The sequence below is a fragment of the Novosphingobium fuchskuhlense genome, from assembly GCF_001519075.1.
In the GTDB taxonomy this organism is placed as follows: domain Bacteria; phylum Pseudomonadota; class Alphaproteobacteria; order Sphingomonadales; family Sphingomonadaceae; genus Novosphingobium; species Novosphingobium fuchskuhlense.
Genome location: NZ_KQ954244.1, coordinates 1,279,204 through 1,293,951, shown reverse-complemented (window position 1 = coordinate 1,293,951; position 14,748 = coordinate 1,279,204). Strand labels below are relative to the sequence as shown.

At 67.2% G+C, this 14,748-nt stretch carries 16 protein-coding genes and 1 other RNA gene; 10 read left to right on the top strand and 7 right to left on the bottom strand.

The features are described from left to right. Window positions 1–65: 65 nt before the first annotated feature. Entirely contained in the window at window positions 66–1,196 is a 1,131-nt protein-coding gene (locus AQZ52_RS05960) for a hypothetical protein (protein WP_156424789.1), read from the top strand. Here AQZ52_RS05960 and AQZ52_RS05955 read toward each other — a convergent pair. Together AQZ52_RS05955 and mtgA are read right to left on the bottom strand one after the other, a co-directional pair. Continuing rightward, window positions 1,193–1,549: a putative quinol monooxygenase gene (locus AQZ52_RS05955; RefSeq protein ID WP_067907249.1), complete on the bottom strand. Its 357-nt coding sequence runs from the start codon at window positions 1,547–1,549 to the stop codon at window positions 1,193–1,195. The genes AQZ52_RS05960 and AQZ52_RS05955 overlap by 4 nt on opposite strands. 52 nt (window positions 1,550–1,601) lie before the next feature. After that, window positions 1,602–2,330: a monofunctional biosynthetic peptidoglycan transglycosylase gene (mtgA, locus tag AQZ52_RS05950; RefSeq protein WP_067907247.1), complete on the bottom strand. Its 729-nt coding sequence runs from the start codon at window positions 2,328–2,330 to the stop codon at window positions 1,602–1,604. A 72-nt stretch (window positions 2,331–2,402) separates the two neighbouring features. Here mtgA and AQZ52_RS05945 point away from each other — a divergent pair, with 72 nt between their 5' ends. After that, window positions 2,403–3,179 carry a transporter gene (locus AQZ52_RS05945; RefSeq protein WP_067907245.1) on the top strand — a complete coding sequence of 259 codons (777 nt, stop codon included), beginning with the start codon at window positions 2,403–2,405 and terminating at the stop codon, window positions 3,177–3,179. 73 nt (window positions 3,180–3,252) lie between these two features. On the opposite strand, the gene rpoH is transcribed toward AQZ52_RS05945, so the two are convergent. Together rpoH and AQZ52_RS05935 are read right to left on the bottom strand one after the other, a co-directional pair. Beyond that, window positions 3,253–4,155, bottom strand: a complete 903-nt coding sequence (gene rpoH / locus AQZ52_RS05940; protein ID WP_067907243.1) for an RNA polymerase sigma factor RpoH — start codon at window positions 4,153–4,155, stop codon at window positions 3,253–3,255. 224 nt (window positions 4,156–4,379) lie between these two features. Beyond that, entirely contained in the window at window positions 4,380–5,333 is a 954-nt protein-coding gene (locus AQZ52_RS05935) for an RluA family pseudouridine synthase (RefSeq protein WP_067907241.1), read from the bottom strand. A gap of 87 nt (window positions 5,334–5,420) precedes the next feature. Between AQZ52_RS05935 and AQZ52_RS05930 the strand changes: the two genes are divergently transcribed. From AQZ52_RS05930 to AQZ52_RS05905, 7 genes are all read left to right on the top strand, one after another. Further along, window positions 5,421–5,816 carry a Mov34/MPN/PAD-1 family protein gene (locus AQZ52_RS05930; protein WP_082697580.1) on the top strand — a complete coding sequence of 132 codons (396 nt, stop codon included), beginning with the start codon at window positions 5,421–5,423 and terminating at the stop codon, window positions 5,814–5,816. Window positions 5,817–5,959: 143 nt separating this feature from the next. Beyond that, on the top strand, window positions 5,960–6,616 hold the full coding sequence (locus AQZ52_RS05925; RefSeq protein ID WP_067907237.1) for a histidine phosphotransferase family protein: 657 nt from the start codon (window positions 5,960–5,962) through the stop codon (window positions 6,614–6,616). Window positions 6,617–6,632: 16 nt separating this feature from the next. Further along, window positions 6,633–7,337 (top strand): N-acetylmuramoyl-L-alanine amidase, encoded by a 705-nt coding sequence (locus tag AQZ52_RS05920; RefSeq protein ID WP_067907235.1) that lies wholly within the window; start codon window positions 6,633–6,635, stop codon window positions 7,335–7,337. Between the two features lie 8 nt (window positions 7,338–7,345). Continuing rightward, an RNA gene (gene rnpB / locus AQZ52_RS05915) (RNase P RNA component class A) lies at window positions 7,346–7,776 on the top strand. Between the two features lie 58 nt (window positions 7,777–7,834). Next, window positions 7,835–8,818, top strand: a complete 984-nt coding sequence (locus AQZ52_RS05910; RefSeq protein ID WP_067907233.1) for a cation diffusion facilitator family transporter — start codon at window positions 7,835–7,837, stop codon at window positions 8,816–8,818. A gap of 99 nt (window positions 8,819–8,917) precedes the next feature. Next, a complete protein-coding gene (locus tag AQZ52_RS18430; RefSeq protein ID WP_156424788.1) occupies window positions 8,918–9,070 on the top strand; it encodes a hypothetical protein in 153 nt (50 codons plus the stop codon). A 155-nt stretch (window positions 9,071–9,225) separates the two neighbouring features. Continuing rightward, on the top strand, window positions 9,226–9,927 hold the full coding sequence (locus AQZ52_RS05905) for a superoxide dismutase (protein ID WP_082697579.1): 702 nt from the start codon (window positions 9,226–9,228) through the stop codon (window positions 9,925–9,927). A gap of 41 nt (window positions 9,928–9,968) precedes the next feature. On the opposite strand, the gene clpX is transcribed toward AQZ52_RS05905, so the two are convergent. Further along, window positions 9,969–11,225, bottom strand: coding sequence for an ATP-dependent Clp protease ATP-binding subunit ClpX (gene clpX / locus AQZ52_RS05900; RefSeq protein ID WP_067907231.1), 1,257 nt, complete (start codon window positions 11,223–11,225; stop codon window positions 9,969–9,971). Window positions 11,226–11,383: 158 nt separating this feature from the next. Then, window positions 11,384–12,094 carry an ATP-dependent Clp endopeptidase proteolytic subunit ClpP gene (clpP, locus tag AQZ52_RS05895; RefSeq protein WP_067907229.1) on the bottom strand — a complete coding sequence of 237 codons (711 nt, stop codon included), beginning with the start codon at window positions 12,092–12,094 and terminating at the stop codon, window positions 11,384–11,386. Window positions 12,095–12,290: 196 nt separating this feature from the next. On the opposite strand from clpP, the gene AQZ52_RS05890 reads away from it, so the two are divergent. Continuing rightward, entirely contained in the window at window positions 12,291–13,787 is a 1,497-nt protein-coding gene (locus AQZ52_RS05890; protein WP_067907227.1) for an amidase, read from the top strand. Here the strand turns inward: AQZ52_RS05890 and AQZ52_RS05885 are convergent. Continuing rightward, on the bottom strand, window positions 13,768–14,673 hold the full coding sequence (locus tag AQZ52_RS05885) for a hypothetical protein (RefSeq protein ID WP_169793719.1): 906 nt from the start codon (window positions 14,671–14,673) through the stop codon (window positions 13,768–13,770). The genes AQZ52_RS05890 and AQZ52_RS05885 overlap by 20 nt on opposite strands. Window positions 14,674–14,748: the final 75 nt, after the last annotated feature.

The following is a 14,748-nucleotide window of genomic DNA, read 5'->3' as shown; positions in this document are numbered from 1 at the left end:
CGTCCTTGGCATGCAAAGGCCCTGCCACCGCTGTCGTGGTGACGGGGCCCGTCGGGGGACGGACCATGGCACAAAGGTATCGGATCGGCGCGCGGCGTCCGGCAATGTTGGCAGGGCTCGCGCTCCTCGCCGCCGCGATGGCAGTCCCGGCGCTGGCTCGGGTCTCTCCGCGCGGTTCCGATTATGCCCTGCCCGATTGCGTCCGGCCCGATGGCGCGCTCGCCCAGGGTGAGACGCTGCGGCTCGCCGCCGATGCGCCCGCCAGCCTTGCGATGGAGCTGGACGAGATCGAGCGGATCGAGATCGATCTGGACGGCACACCGGTCGCTGCCGCCGATCCCGCCGCACCCCCGGTGCTGGAAATCTGCGATCCGGCCGGCGTCCCCATTGCCGGCGAACTCGTGCCCGGCGCGCGCGGCATGGTCACGCTGCGCTTCATCGCTCCGGCTGCGGGGCGCTATGTCGTCGCCGTCGCTCCGGCATCTGTGCCGCGCACGATCGCCTTGCGCACCGTTCGCGCCGCGGCACCAGAGGTTGCACCGCTCGTCCTTGGCCGCACCGTCTTTGCGCGCCTTGCCCCGCGCACCGTTCGCGCGTGGTCGTTCGAAGGCAAGGCCGGGCAATGGGTGCACATCGCCGCCGCATCCGAAAGCGGCCTCGCGCTGCGGCTCGTCGGCCCCGCCGGAACGAGCGGCATCGACGAGACCGCCGAAGGCCGCACGCCGCTGCTCCAGCGCCGGCTGTCGGCAAGCGGCACCTGGCGTGTCGACGTGCAATCGCTCGGCGATGCGGCGGACGACATCACGCTCGAAGTACGCGATCTGCCCGCCGCACCCCCGCCTCCCGCGGCCACTGCGCTCAGGCCCGGCGTGGCAGCGCGCGGCACGCTGGGCACCGCGACGGACACCGCGCTCTACGATATCGCCGTGCGCGCGGGCCACAGCTACGAGGTCGCGGCAAGCGCCCCGTTCGATCTTGCGCTCGATCTGGGCCTGCCCGATCCGCTCGAAGGCGATGACGGCGCGCCGGCCAGCGGGATCAGCGTCCGGCGCAGCATTGATGCCGCGCGGAGCGGCGGCGAAACGGCCGGCTTTACCGCCGCAAGCGACGGCCACGTGCTGCTCCGCGTGCGCGCCGTCGGCCCGTTCGAAGGCGGCGCGGCCTTCACCCTCACCCTCACGGAAAGCGGGCGCTAGCGCCCGTCGAACAGCACGGTGCGCACGGCCCCGTCCGCGCGGTAGACGGGCGCGTCCTGCCCCGCTTCGTACATCCGGTTCCACAGCGCGGTGGGTGCAAATCCCGTCATCAGATCGCGCATCGCGGCATAACAGGGGTGCTGGAAGTGCGCGACGAGCGAGGCGTGGTCCTCCCACAATTCGTGGATCGTCACCCGGTTCGGAATGCAGGGATCGGCGGCGAAGCAATATTCGAGGCAGCCCGGCTCCTCGGTGCGGCTCTGCCACTGGATCGGCGCAGCCAGTCTCACCGCCTCGTCGCGCGTGGCTTCGTCGGCGAATTCGATCCAGGCGTGAATGATGACCTGCGGCATGACGGGATCTCCTTTCACCCGCCAGTCAAGCATAGCACGCGCCGGGGCGCCCCTATTGATAAACGCAGGTGTCGTAGTCGGCGCGCACGGTCGTCACGCGCTTGGCAATGACATTGCCGTGGCGGCGGGTAAAGCCGGTTGCCCCCGTCACCGCGCGGACCTTGGGCTGGGGGAAGGCCGCCGCGATTCGCGCTGCTTCCACCCGGCTCAGTTGCGCCGCCGATTTGCGGTAATAGCGCTGCGCCCCCGCCTCCACGCCATAGGTCCCGATCCCGGTCTCGGCCACGTTGAGATAGACCTCCATGATCCGCCGCTTGCCCCAGATCGTCTCGATCAGCACGGTGAACCAGGCCTCGAGGCCTTTGCGCAGATAGCCGCCACCCTGCCACAGGAACACGTTCTTGGCGGTCTGCTGGCTGATTGTGGAGCCGCCGCGGATGCGCCCACCTTCCTGGTTGCGCTCCCACGCCTTCAGGATCGCGTCCTGATCGAACCCGTGATGCTGGCAGAACTTGCCGTCCTCGCCGGCGATCGCGGCATCCACCATGTTGCGGTCGATTTTCGACAAGGGCACCCATTCCCGGGTGATACCGTTGGGGTCGAAGATCATCGTCAGCGTCACCGGCACCGGCACGAAGCGGTAGATCACCACCATGGCCACGCTGAGGAACAGGAATGCCGCGACCATGCGCGTGAGCAGCCAGCCCGTTCGGTAGAGCAGGCCGGGTCGGCGGGCCCGGAAATAGCCGGGGTTCTTGAGCTTGAGCAGGTCTTCGTCCATGAGCCGGCGATATTACCCGGCAGATCGCCGCTGGCAATCGGGAGCGCGCACGCTTTGTACCGGACCTTCCGCATGGGCCTTGCCGCCCTCGCCCTCCTCGCACCGGCCGCTGCCCGCGCAGACGATGCGCCCGATCTGTGCGTCAACCGCCCGGGCCTCGATACCCCGCCCTGCACGCTGCCTGCCGGCCGCGTCATGGTCGAAGCGGGTGCGGTGGGCTGGGAATTCAGCACTGGCCCCGCCGGCCGCGAGGACAGCCTGACTTATGCCGATATGGTGGCCCGCGTCGGCCTCGGCGGCGCGACCGAGATCGAGCTCGGCCTCGGCGGCTGGACGCGCACGCGCAGCCGCGAAGGCGCGGCCGTCGGCACCGCGCGCGGCCTTGGCGATGCGACCCTTGCCATACGCCACGGCTTCGGCGGCGAAGCGGGCGCCAAGATTGCGGTGCAGGCCTTCGTCTCCGCTCCCACAGGCCGCGCCCCGGGCGGTGCGGGCGATTGGGGCGCGGGGCTGCTGCTGCCCGTGGCGCTGCCCCTGCCCGCCGGCTTCACGCTCGCCACCACGCCCGAGATCGACGCCGCGGTCAACGGCTCGGGCCATGGCCGGCATCTCGCCTGGGGCGGTGTCGTCGGCCTGTCGCACGCGCTGACCGCCAGGGTCTCCGCTTCCGCTGAAGTCTCCGCCCTGCGCGACGACGATCCGGACGGCGCGTCCACCGAAAGCCGCTTCGCGCTCTCAGCCGCGTGGCACGCCGCACCAGCGCTGCAGATCGATATCGAGTTCGATACCGGGCTGACCCGCGCCGCGCCCGATCACGCACTGCTGCTGGGTTTCGCCCGCCAGTTCTGAATGCGAAAACGGCCGGGGTCACCCCCGGCCGTCTTTGCATTTCCGACCCGCTCATGCTGAGCGCGGCGAAATCTCAGGCCGGCAGCAGATGCCGCTCGCCGGCAATGCGCTGCATCGCCTTCTGCAGCTTCTCGAAGGCGCGCACCTCGATCTGGCGCACGCGTTCGCGGCTGACGTTGTAGACCTGGCTCAGTTCCTCGAGCGTCTTGGGCTCATCGATCAGGCGCCGGTCGGTCAGGATGTGGCGCTCGCGCTCCGAAAGGCTGTCCATCGCCTCGACCAGCAGGGCATGGCGCAGATGCGCTTCCTCGGCGTCGGCCACGGTCTCGTCCTGCAGCGGGCTGTCATCAACCAGCCAGTCCTGCCACGAACCTTCGCCGTCCTCGCGGACCGACACGTTCAGGCTGGCGTCGCCGCCCATCATCATGCGCCGGTTCATGTTGACGACTTCGGTCTCGGACACGCCGAGGTCGGTCGCGATCTTCTTCACGTCCTCCGGATGCAGGTCCGAATCCTCGAACGCCTCGAGGTTTTTCTTCATCCGGCGCAAGTTGAAGAACAGCTTCTTCTGCGCCGCAGTGGTGCCCATCTTCACCAGGCTCCACGAGCGCAGGATATATTCCTGGATCGAGGCCTTGATCCACCACATCGCATAAGTCGCGAGACGGAAGCCCCGGTCAGGCTCGAATTTCTTGACACCCTGCATCAGGCCGATGTTGCCTTCCGAGATCAGCTCACTGACCGGCAGGCCATAGCCGCGATAACCCATGGCGATCTTGGCCACGAGACGCAGATGGCTCGTCACCAGCTGCGCGGCCGCCTGCGGATCGCCATGTTCCTGATAGCGCTTGGCGAGCATGTATTCCTGCTCGGCCGCCAGCACAGGGAACTTGCGGATCTCTGCGAGATAGCGATTGAGCCCGGCCTCGCCGCCGCCAAGGGCAGGAACCAGCGCGCTCGATTTCTTCTCAGACACCTGAACACATCCTTTCGTCGCGCCCGGCAAGAGGGGGCGCGAACCTCACAGGCCCGACCATGCTATGCCGGGCCCTGCTGTGGCTGTGTCGCGAAACGTTCGCGGCTTGTTCCGGTATATCGGAGAGCCGCCAGTCTGGCCACACAGCAAAACTATTCGCCCACGTAGAGCCATTCGATACAGCGTGTTTTTGGGGCATTGCACCTTTGTTCCGTAACGCCCGGTCAGCCATCCCGCCCTCCCAGTTCGACGATGAGCGTCCTGAGATCGACGGGCGTCGGGCTGGTGAACCGCACCGATTCGCCGCTGGCGGGATGGATGAAACCCAGTTCGGCCGCATGCAGCGCCTGGCGGCGGAAGCCGAGCCGGGCAAGCAGGGGCTTGTGCTGGGAAGATGGGCGTCCATAGACCGGATCGCCCATTAGCGCATGGCCAATTGACGCAAGGTGAACGCGCACCTGGTGGGTTCGCCCGGTCTCGAGCCGGCACTCGACCAGCGCGGCGCCCTGCAGCAGCTCGATCGTGCGGTAATGCGTCACCGCGTGTTTGCCCCGGCCATCCGCCACCAGCGCCATCTTCTTGCGATCCCGCTCGCTGCGCCCGATCGCCCCGCGCACCGTGCCCGATGCCGGCACCGGCACGCCGCTCGTCACCGCCTGATAGACGCGGTGGATCGAATGGTCGGCAAACTGCCGCGCAAGGCCCTCGTGCGCCGCGTCGGTCTTGGCGACCACGAGCAGCCCCGAGGTATCCTTGTCGATGCGGTGCACGATCCCCGGCCGCGCCACCCCGCCGATGCCCGAAAGCTGGCCCCGGCAATGGTAGAGCAGCGCATTGACCAGCGTGCCATCGAGGTTGCCCGCCGCCGGATGCACCACCAGCCCGGCCGGCTTGTCCACCACGATGAGGTGCGCGTCCTCGTAGACCACGCTGAGCGGAATATCCTGCGCCGCGGCCTCGGCCGGCACGGCCTCGGGCACGCGGATGGTGAAGGGCGTGCCTTGCGCGGGCTTGAGCGAGGCCTGCGCCGCCGGCTTCCCCGCCAGCGCCACGCGCCCCTCGTCCATCAGCGCCTTCACCCGCTCACGCGAGAGGCCGGAGGCATCAGCAAGCGCCCGGTCGAGCCGCAGCCCGCCGGTGGGAATGATCCCCTCAATGATGGTCTCGCATGCCCCCATGGTCGGGCCGATATGGGAAGCCGTGGGCAAGGCGGCAAGGGTGCCTGCGGCTTGCCATGGCGATGCCCTGCGCTAGACCATCCGGCGATGCCCGCAACCATCACCTCCACCGCCCACGCCGCCATCCTTGCCGCCGCCGCCAAGGCCGCGCCGCAGGAAGCCTGCGGCCTCCTCTTCGGCACCGCCGCCCATATCGAAACCGCGCGCCCCGCCGCCAACGTCCACCCCGAACCGCTGCGCCATTTCGAAATCGATCCCGCCGCGCTCATTGCCGCACACAAGGCCGCGCGGGCTGGCGGGCCGCTGGTTCTGGGCTACTTTCACTCCCACCCCAATGGCCTTGCCCGTCCCTCCGCCACCGATGCCGCCTCGGCCTTGGGCGATGGGCGCATCTGGGCGATTGCTGCCTCCGGCATGGTTACCTTGTGGCGCGATGGCCCATCCGGGTTCGAAGCGCTTTCCTACCAGGTCAAGGAGGGTTAAGGCAGATTGATGACGTCACGCCCGGTCTCCCCTCGCGCACTTCGCGGTCATCCCGATCCGGTTCCTTCCGGGGCCTTGCGAAGTTTGCTCAGGACTGTGTCAACCGTGTCAACCTATTCAGCGAAAAGGCCCCAGACCTGAACATGACCACCGATTCGCTCGAACTCGCCAGCCTGCTCTGCTCGCGCCTGTGCCACGATATGCTCTCGCCTGTCGGCGCGCTCTCCAACGGCCTTGAACTCCTTGCCGAGGAGAAGGACCCGGACATGCGCCAGAAGTGCTTCGAGCTGCTCGAACAGAGCGCGCGCATCTCGGCGGACAAGCTGCGCTTCTTCCGCCTCGCCTTCGGCGCGGCCGGCGGCTTCGGCGAAATGGTCCCGCTCGACGAGCCCCGCGCCCTGATCGATGCGCTGGTCGGCAACAACGGGCGCATCCAGGCCAACTGGGCGTTATCGGGTAGCAGCCTGCCCAAGCCGGCGGTCAAGACCCTGCTCAACCTCGCGCTCATCGGGATCGAAGCGCTCGTGCGCGGCGGCACGCTCGATATCGCCGCCGAACTGCGCACAGACGGCGCCAAGCCCTGCAGCGAGATCGTGATCCGCGCCAGCGGCGCCCGCGTGGTGTTCGATCGCAACATCGGCCTCGCGCTCGAAGGACAGTTGCCAGCGGAGGAACTCTCCAGCCGCACCGCACCGGCCACGATGCTGCATCGGCTCGTGTCCGGGCTCGGAGGCACGCTGCAATATCATGCCTCGCCCGAGGCGCTCGTCATGGGGGCCATGCTGCCCGTGTCTGCCTGAGGCGTCGCCGGCTGCCATGAACCGCTGGCTGGTCCACCGCGAGGTCCCCTCGCCCAACTGGAACGAGCGCAAATTGCCCGTGTCCATGGTGGTCCTGCACTACACCGGCATGCAGAGCGCCGATGCGGCGCTCGAGCGGCTCTGCGATCCGGCGGCGGAAGTCTCCGCCCACTACATGATCGACGAGGACGGCACCGTCATCCGCCTGGTCGAGGAACACAAGCGCGCCTGGCATGCCGGACGCTCCGCGTGGCGCGGGATCACCGACGTGAATTCGGCCAGCATCGGCATCGAGCTTGTCAATCCGGGGCACGAGTTCGGCTACCGCCCATTCCCGGAAGCGCAGATGGAAGCGCTGATCCCGCTCCTTGCCGATATCGTGAAGCGCCACAACGTGCCCCGCGCCAACGTCGTCGGTCATTCCGATGTGGCCCCGGCGCGCAAGGAGGATCCGGGCGAGCTGTTCCCGTGGGACCTGCTCGCGCGCTACCGGCTGGCACTCGCCAAGCCGAAACTTGCCATCCAGCTTGTCTATGACAACCCCGGCGCGTTCTACCTCGCGCTTGAACGTTTCGGCTACGACATCACCGATCCCGAAGCCGCCGTCCGCGCCTTCCAGCGCCGCTGGCGGCCCTCGCGCATCGACGGCCAGATCGATGGCCAGATAGGCGCGCTGCTGTTCGAGCTTTTGTTGGAACGCGACCTCGGGCGTGCTAGGTGACCGATGTGCCAGGGGGCCGGGCAGCCGCGTGATCGCAAGATCCCGAGGAAAGTCCGGGCTCCACGAAACAAGGGTGGCGGGTAACGCCCGCCGGGCGGAGGATTTCGGTCCTTGGCCAAGGGAAAGTGCCACAGAGAGCAGACCGCTAACCCAGAAATGGGCAGCAAGGGTGAAAGGGTGCGGCAAGAGCGCACCGCGCGGGCCGGCAACGGACGCGGCATGGCAAACCCCACCCGGAGCAAGACCGAATAGGGACTGCGCGCTTCTTTCGGGAAGCAGGCCTGTTTCGGGCCAGCAGTCCGGGTTGGTCGCTTGAGCGCGCCCGGCAACGGGCCGCCTAGAGGAATGGCTGCCGACGCGGATACGGTCCACATTGCAAGGGCAACCTTGGGGGATACCGTCCGCGCCACAGAACCCGGCTTACAGGCCCCCTGGCATTCGGGCCCCTGCAATCAAAGCGTTTTCCTACCCGGCGGGAAGGCGCTAGGAAGCGCCGCATGTCGGGCGCGCACCATCATCATCACGATCATGACCACGATCATCACCATGGGCATGACCATGGTCACGGGCACGGGCACGGTCATGGGCACCACCACCATGCCCCGGCCAGCTTCGGGCGGGCCTTCGCCATCGGCATCGCGCTCAACAGCGCCTTCGTCGCGGTAGAGGCGACTTACGGCATTATCGCCGGCTCGATGGCGCTCGTTGCCGATGCCGGGCACAACCTCTCCGACGTGCTCAGCCTTGCTGTGGCCTGGGCCGCCAGCGTGCTCGCCGCACGCCCGCCTTCCGCGCGGTTCACTTATGGCTACAAGTCGAGCTCGATCCTTGCCGCGCTGTTCAATGCCGCGTTGCTGATGCTGGCGCTCGGCGCGATCCTCGTCGAGACCATTCACCGCCTGATCGCGCCCGCACCGGTCGCGGCCGATCCGGTGATGATCGTCGCGGGGATCGGCATCGCGATCAACACGGCGACCGCGCTCCTCTTCCTGCGCGGGCGGGAACACGACATCAACATTCGCGGCGCCTACCTCCACATGGCCTCGGATGCCGCTGTTTCGGCCGGGGTCGTGGCCGCAGGCGCGCTGATCGCGCTGACGGGCGCGTGGTGGATCGATCCTGTCACCAGCCTCGTCATCGTCGGCGTGATCGCATGGGGCACCTGGGGCCTTGCCAAGGATTCGCTGAAGATGGGCCTCCACGGGGTCCCGACCTCGGTCGATGGACACGCCGTCGAACATCATCTCGAGGCGCTTCCGGGCGTGAGCGCCGTGCATGATCTCCATATCTGGCCCATGAGCACGACCGAAACCGCGATGACAGCGCATCTCGTGATGCCCGGCGGTCACCCCGGCGATGCATTCCTCGGCGATCTTTCCCGAACGCTCGCCCAGCGCTTCGCGATCTGCCACGCGACGGTGCAGATCGAGACGACCGATCTTGCCGATCTTGCCGACCATGGCTGCGGCAAGGCGCACTGACCCGTTTCTTCAAGCGGTCCTTTGGCCCTTAGGGGGGCCTGCGCGCGACCACGAATGATCCCTATGGCGCTTCCAAGAGCGCTTTTGAGGAGATTCGACATGCTTCGCACGGAATTGAAGATTGCCAGCATTTCGATGGCCGCCGCCGCCGCGCTCGCCGCCACCGCGCTTGCCTCCGGCCTCGCCGCAATCATCGTCCCCGGCACCGCCCATGCTGCAAGCTACCCTGTGGCCAGCGCGAAGTCCGCGTAATCAGCGCCGTCTCCCGGCCTCGCTTGCCAAAGGGACTGACATCAGGGGGGCGGCCAGGCATGGCCGCCCCCTTTTTGCGGCCTGCCCTCCCGCCGGATGGACAGCGCCGATTTCCTGACCACAATGACCGCAGTCCTCTCAAGGAGTCGCATCCCATGCAGATCGATCGCCGCACCGCCCTGACCGCAGCCATGACCGCCGCCGCCGCCGGCGCCATCCCCGCCGCCGGCCAGACCGCAGCCGCCCCCGCGCCTTCGGGCCCGGTCTTCGCCCCCGGCCCGGCCCCGCTGCCGTTCGACCCGGCCACGATCCCCGGCCTGTCTGCCAATCTCCTGACCAGCCACCACGACAACAACTACGTCGGCGCGGTGAAGCGCATCGGCGCGATCAAGGGCGAACTGGCCAAGCTCGACTTGGCGACCGCGCCGGGCTTCCTGCTCAACGGCCTGAAGCGCGAGGAACTCATCGCGTGGAACTCGATGCTGCTCCACGAGGTCTACTTCTCGTGCCTCGGTTCGGGCGGCAAGCCCGGCGCCAAGCTGGGCGCGGCCATCGAGCGCGATTTCGGCAGCTTCACCCGCTGGGCGGCTGAATTCGCCGCCATGGGCAAGGCGCTCGGCGGCGGCTCGGGCTGGGTCCTGCTGCAATGGTCCCCGCACGATGGCCGCCTCACCAACCAGTGGGCGAGCGACCACACCCAGACCCTCGCCGGCGGCACCCCGATCCTGGCCATGGACATGTACGAGCACGCCTACGCGATGGACTACGGCGCGAAGGCCGCCGCCTATGTCGACGCGTTCATGGCCGCCGCGACATGGGGCGCTGCGGACGCACGCTTTGCGAAGGTTGCGGGGTAATCAAGATCCTCCCCGTCCCGCAGGGATGGGGAGGATTTGGATCAGGCCGCTTCTTCCTTACCCTTCAGAACCTGAACCGGCTCCTTGCGGCCATCGACGACGTCCTTGTCGACGACGACTTCCGTCACGCCTTCCAGCGTCGGCAGGTCGAACATCGTATCGAGCAGCAGCCCTTCGACGATCGAGCGCAGGCCGCGCGCGCCGGTCTTGCGTTCGATGGCCTTCTTGGCGATCGCCTCGAGCGCCTCGTCGGTGAAGGTCAGTTGCACGTCCTCGAGGTCGAACAGCTTCTGGTACTGCTTGATCAGCGCGTTCTTCGGCTCGCGCAGGATCTTGACCAGCGCCTCGATGTCGAGGTCGTTGAGCGTCGCGATCACCGGCAGACGGCCGACGAATTCGGGGATCAGCCCGAACTTGAGGAGGTCCTCCGGCTCCGCCTTCTGGAGCAGTTCGCCCACCTTGCGCTTGTCCGGATCGGCGACATGCGCGCCGAAGCCGATCGAACGCTTCTGCAGGCGGTCCGAGATGATCTTTTCGAGGCCCGCGAAAGCGCCGCCGCAGATGAACAGGATGTTGGTCGTGTCCACCTGCAGGAATTCCTGCTGCGGATGCTTGCGCCCGCCCTGCGGCGGCACGCTGGCAGTGGTGCCTTCCATCAGCTTCAGCAGCGCCTGCTGCACGCCCTCGCCCGAAACATCGCGGGTGATCGAGGGGTTCTCGGCCTTGCGGCTGATCTTGTCGATCTCGTCGATGTAGACGATGCCGTGCTGCGCCTTCTCGACGTTGTAGTCCGAGGCCTGCAGCAGCTTGAGGATGATGTTCTCGACGTCCTCGCCCACGTAGCCCGCTTCGGTCAGCGTCGTCGCATCGGCCATGGTGAAGGGCACGTCGAACGTCTTCGCCAGCGTCTGCGCCAACAGCGTCTTGCCCGAACCGGTCGGCCCGACGAGCAGAATGTTCGACTTCGACAGCTCGACATCGCCGCCCTTGCCGCTGTGCTTCAGGCGCTTGTAGTGGTTGTGCACCGCCACCGAGAGCACACGCTTCGCGCGGTCCTGGCCAATCACGTAATCGTTGAGCGTCGTGAAGATATCGCGCGGGGTAGGGACGCCGCCGTCCTTCTTTCCGGCGAGACCGGCCTTGGTCTCCTCGCGGATGATGTCGTTGCACAGCTCCACGCATTCATCGCAGATGAACACGGTGGGGCCGGCAATGAGCTTGCGTACCTCGTGCTGCGACTTGCCGCAGAAACTGCAGTACAACGTGCTCTTGGTATCCGATCCGGAAAGCTTGGTCATTCTTCAATCCCAGACGCCCCTCCACGAGAGGCGGACCCGATTATCCTACTACCCGGAGGGCATTAATCAACCGGACACAAAAATAGCGAACAATCCCTGATCCCACACCCTGTTATTTTAAGGCAAGATGTTGGGATCAGGCCGAAATCATGCGGGCATTACGCGCTCGGCGCGCCGCCCGAACCTTCCTCGCCGCCGATCTGATCGCCTTCAGGACGCGATTCGTAGACCTTGTCGACGAGTCCGAACTTGAGCGCTTCATCAGCTTCAAGGAACGTGTCGCGATCCATCGCCTTCTCGATTTCCTCGAGCGTGCGGCCGGTAAACTTGACGTAGAGGTCGTTCATCCGCGAGCGCATGCGCAGGATCTCGCGCGCCTGGATCTCGATATCGGACGCCATGCCGCGCGCGCCGCCCGAGGGCTGGTGCACCATGATCCGTGCATTGGGGAGCGCGATGCGCATGCCCGGCTCACCCGCAGCAAGCAGGAAGCTGCCCATCGAGGCGGCCTGGCCAATGCACACGGTCGAGACGCGCGGGCGGATGTACTGCATGGTATCGTAGATCGCGAGGCCCGCCGTCACCACGCCGCCGGGCGAGTTGATGTACATCGCGATGTCCTTCGAGGGGTTCTCGCTCTCGAGGAACAGCAGCTGCGCCACGATCAGCGAAGCCATCTGGTCTTCGATCTCGCCCGTCACGAACACGATGCGTTCGCGCAGAAGACGGGAGAAGATATCGAAGCTGCGTTCACCGCGGCTGGTCTGCTCGACCACGACCGGCACCAGCGCCCCGGTGATGGGATCGCGGCCGAACTTGCCCTGATTGCCGTAAACCGATGCGCCGTGGGCGCCGTAAAGATCGAGCATGGAGTCCTCTTTGCTAAGCCTCGTCTATGTCGCGTGCCACGGCGGGATGTTCAAGGGCGTTAACCGCGCATCCGCGCTTTCAACCATGAAAAGTGGTGCAAGACCGGGGAAATTCGCAGCAATTGCCCTTCGATGCGCTTGCACGGCGTCAGGCTTGGCCGCAGCTTCCCGTCTCGCTCATCAAGGGGGGTGATCCATGTTCCGCCGTGCCGCCAAGACCGTTTCCGCCATTCTGCTTGCCGCGACAGCGCTTGGCAGCAGCGCTGTCCATGCCCAGGACAGCGTTGCCACCTATCTCGCCCGCATCAAGGCGCTCGACAAGGCAGGGCCGAAAATCAACGCCGTGATCGCGCTCAATCCCGATGCCGCAAAGGCTGAAGCGGCCGCGAAGGCCGTTACCGGTCCGCTCGCGGGCAAGGTCATCCTCGTCAAGGACAACGTCGAAACCGCCGATCCGATGCCGACGACCGCCGGCAGCCTGCTCCTCAAGGACAACCGCGCGGGCCGCGATGCGCCCTTCATGCTCGGCCTGCGCGCAGCGGGCGTCGTCGTGCTCGGCAAGACCAACCTTTCAGAATGGGCCAACATGCGCTCGGGCCAGTCGTCCAGCGGGTGGAGCGCGGTTGGCGGGCAGACACGCAACCCCCATGCGCTGGACCGGTCGCCCTGCGGTTCCTCCTCGGGCAGCGGTGCCGCCATCGCCGCCGGCATGGCCTGGGCCGCGATCGGCAGCGAGACCGATGGGTCGATCACCTGCCCCGCCTCCTTGAACGGCATCGTCGGCTTCAAGCCCACGGTGGGGATGATCAGCAGGACCCATGTCGTGCCGATCAGCCACAGCCAGGATACTGTCGGCCCGATGACGACCAGCGTGCGCGACGCCGCGCTGATGCTGACCGCGATGGCCGGCAGCGATCCGGCTGATCCGGCCACGGCGGAGGCCAACGCGCACAAGACCGATTTTGCTGCCGGGCTCGCCGCATCCAGCCTCAAGGGCGTGCGGCTCGGCGTGCTGCGCAAGGCGGTCGGGAGCAACCCCAAGGTGATCGCGCTGTTCGACAAGGCGCTCGCCGATCTCAAGGGCGCCGGCGCGGTGCTCGTCGATATCGACTACATCCCGCCCGCCGAGATGGGCCGCGATGAATACACCGTGCTGCTCTACGAACTGCGCACCGATCTCGCCGCCTATCTCCAGTCGGTCCCGTCCTCCTCGTTCAAGGACATGCCGCCGGCCCGCACACTGGCCGACGCCATCGCCTTCAACAAGGCGCATCCCGAGGAACTCAAATGGTTCGGGCAGGACAGCTTCGAGGAAGCCGAGGCGATGACCGACACGGCCGTCTACAAGAAGGCACGCGAGAATTCGCTGCGCCTTGCCGGGGTGGACGGGATCGACAAGCTGCTGGCGGACAACCGCGTCTCGTTCCTGATCGCCCCCACCGCGCCGCCGGCCTGGGCGATCGACCTCGTCACCGGCGATCACGGCATCGATGTCGGCATGGGCAACCTTGCCGCGATCGCCGGCTATCCGCACCTCACGGTGCCAATGGGCGCGGTCGAAGGGCTGCCAATGGGCCTCTCGTTCATGGGCACGAAGTGGGATGACAAACGCGTGCTCGAAGCCGGCGCGGCCTATGAACGCGCGCGGACGGTGGCCGTACCCAAGCCCTCGCTCAAGCGCTGGGGGGAATAGGTTCCTGGCCCTTGTGCCGCCGCAATGCGTCGAGCGCGTCCAGCTCCCGCTGCAGGTTGAGCTGACGCGCCTCGGCGCGGCGCAGTGCGGCCTGCTCCTCGCGGGTCTTGTGCCGCCGCGCCGACCAGCGCGCCAGCCGTCGTCCGGAATCGCGAAGCAGAAAGGCGATCACATCGACCAGCCCCTGCCGCCGCGCGGGAACAAGGGCACGGGCGCGCGGAAGCGGTGCATCGACCAGCGCCGCGAGCGCGGTGGCCCGCTCGGGTTCGGGCACCACGGCCGGTTCGGGGGCTGGCGGCGCGTCCACCAGCGGCGCTTCTTCCGGAAGCGGAAACGCCGGTAGCGGCAGGACGGCCTGCGGGGTCTCGGCCGGCTGAGCCTCGGCCAAGGGGCGCGCAGCCGCTGCAAGTTCGTGCGTTTCCGCCAGCAAAGGCATCCGCGGCGCATCGGTGACGACCAGCGGCTCGGCCCGTTCCGGCAGGGTGAGCGCCGGGGGTGCCGCTTTGCGCGGAGCTGGGACTGGATCAGATGCGACGACAACCTGCCGAACGGCGATCGGGCGAACCGGGATGGCCGGCAGCTGCTCGGGCTGCACGGCCGCAGCCCTCGTGGCCCGCGTGTCCGTATGGCCCTGGTCCTGTGGCCTACCCTTCCTCTGGCCTTTCATCTGACCCTTGGGCTTGCCCTTCCTCGCTATCCGCGGCGCGGCGAGCGGCGCTTCCGGCGGCTCGGCGGCAACAGCCAGAGGCGTCACGCCCTCGGCCTCGCGCAGGGCGGCGAGCCGCGCCGCGGCCTTGCGGGCCTTCTTGCCCTTGGGATTGCGGCGGCGCTGTGCGCGGGTTTCGATGAGGCCGGATTCCTCCGCGACCACCAGCGGAATGGCCATCGAACCGCGCGGAACATAGCCGGTCTCAGACCGGCCAGGCGGCATTTTCCCCGCAGCAAAACCAGAGTTTGCCGG

Coding starts and splice junctions, on each gene's coding strand:
- AQZ52_RS05960 (WP_156424789.1), top strand. CDS start 66: ATGGCACAAAGGTATCGGATCGGCGCGCGGCGTCCGGCAATGTTGGCA.
- AQZ52_RS05955 (WP_067907249.1), bottom strand. CDS start 1,549: ATGCCGCAGGTCATCATTCACGCCTGGATCGAATTCGCCGACGAAGCC.
- mtgA (WP_067907247.1), bottom strand. CDS start 2,330: ATGGACGAAGACCTGCTCAAGCTCAAGAACCCCGGCTATTTCCGGGCC.
- AQZ52_RS05945 (WP_067907245.1), top strand. CDS start 2,403: ATGGGCCTTGCCGCCCTCGCCCTCCTCGCACCGGCCGCTGCCCGCGCA.
- AQZ52_RS05935 (WP_067907241.1), bottom strand. CDS start 5,333: ATGGGGGCATGCGAGACCATCATTGAGGGGATCATTCCCACCGGCGGG.
- AQZ52_RS05930 (WP_082697580.1), top strand. CDS start 5,421: ATGCCCGCAACCATCACCTCCACCGCCCACGCCGCCATCCTTGCCGCC.
- AQZ52_RS05925 (WP_067907237.1), top strand. CDS start 5,960: ATGACCACCGATTCGCTCGAACTCGCCAGCCTGCTCTGCTCGCGCCTG.
- AQZ52_RS05920 (WP_067907235.1), top strand. CDS start 6,633: ATGAACCGCTGGCTGGTCCACCGCGAGGTCCCCTCGCCCAACTGGAAC.
- AQZ52_RS05910 (WP_067907233.1), top strand. CDS start 7,835: ATGTCGGGCGCGCACCATCATCATCACGATCATGACCACGATCATCAC.
- AQZ52_RS18430 (WP_156424788.1), top strand. CDS start 8,918: ATGCTTCGCACGGAATTGAAGATTGCCAGCATTTCGATGGCCGCCGCC.
- AQZ52_RS05905 (WP_082697579.1), top strand. CDS start 9,226: ATGCAGATCGATCGCCGCACCGCCCTGACCGCAGCCATGACCGCCGCC.
- clpX (WP_067907231.1), bottom strand. CDS start 11,225: ATGACCAAGCTTTCCGGATCGGATACCAAGAGCACGTTGTACTGCAGT.
- clpP (WP_067907229.1), bottom strand. CDS start 12,094: ATGCTCGATCTTTACGGCGCCCACGGCGCATCGGTTTACGGCAATCAG.
- AQZ52_RS05890 (WP_067907227.1), top strand. CDS start 12,291: ATGTTCCGCCGTGCCGCCAAGACCGTTTCCGCCATTCTGCTTGCCGCG.
- AQZ52_RS05885 (WP_169793719.1), bottom strand. CDS start 14,673: ATGGCCATTCCGCTGGTGGTCGCGGAGGAATCCGGCCTCATCGAAACC.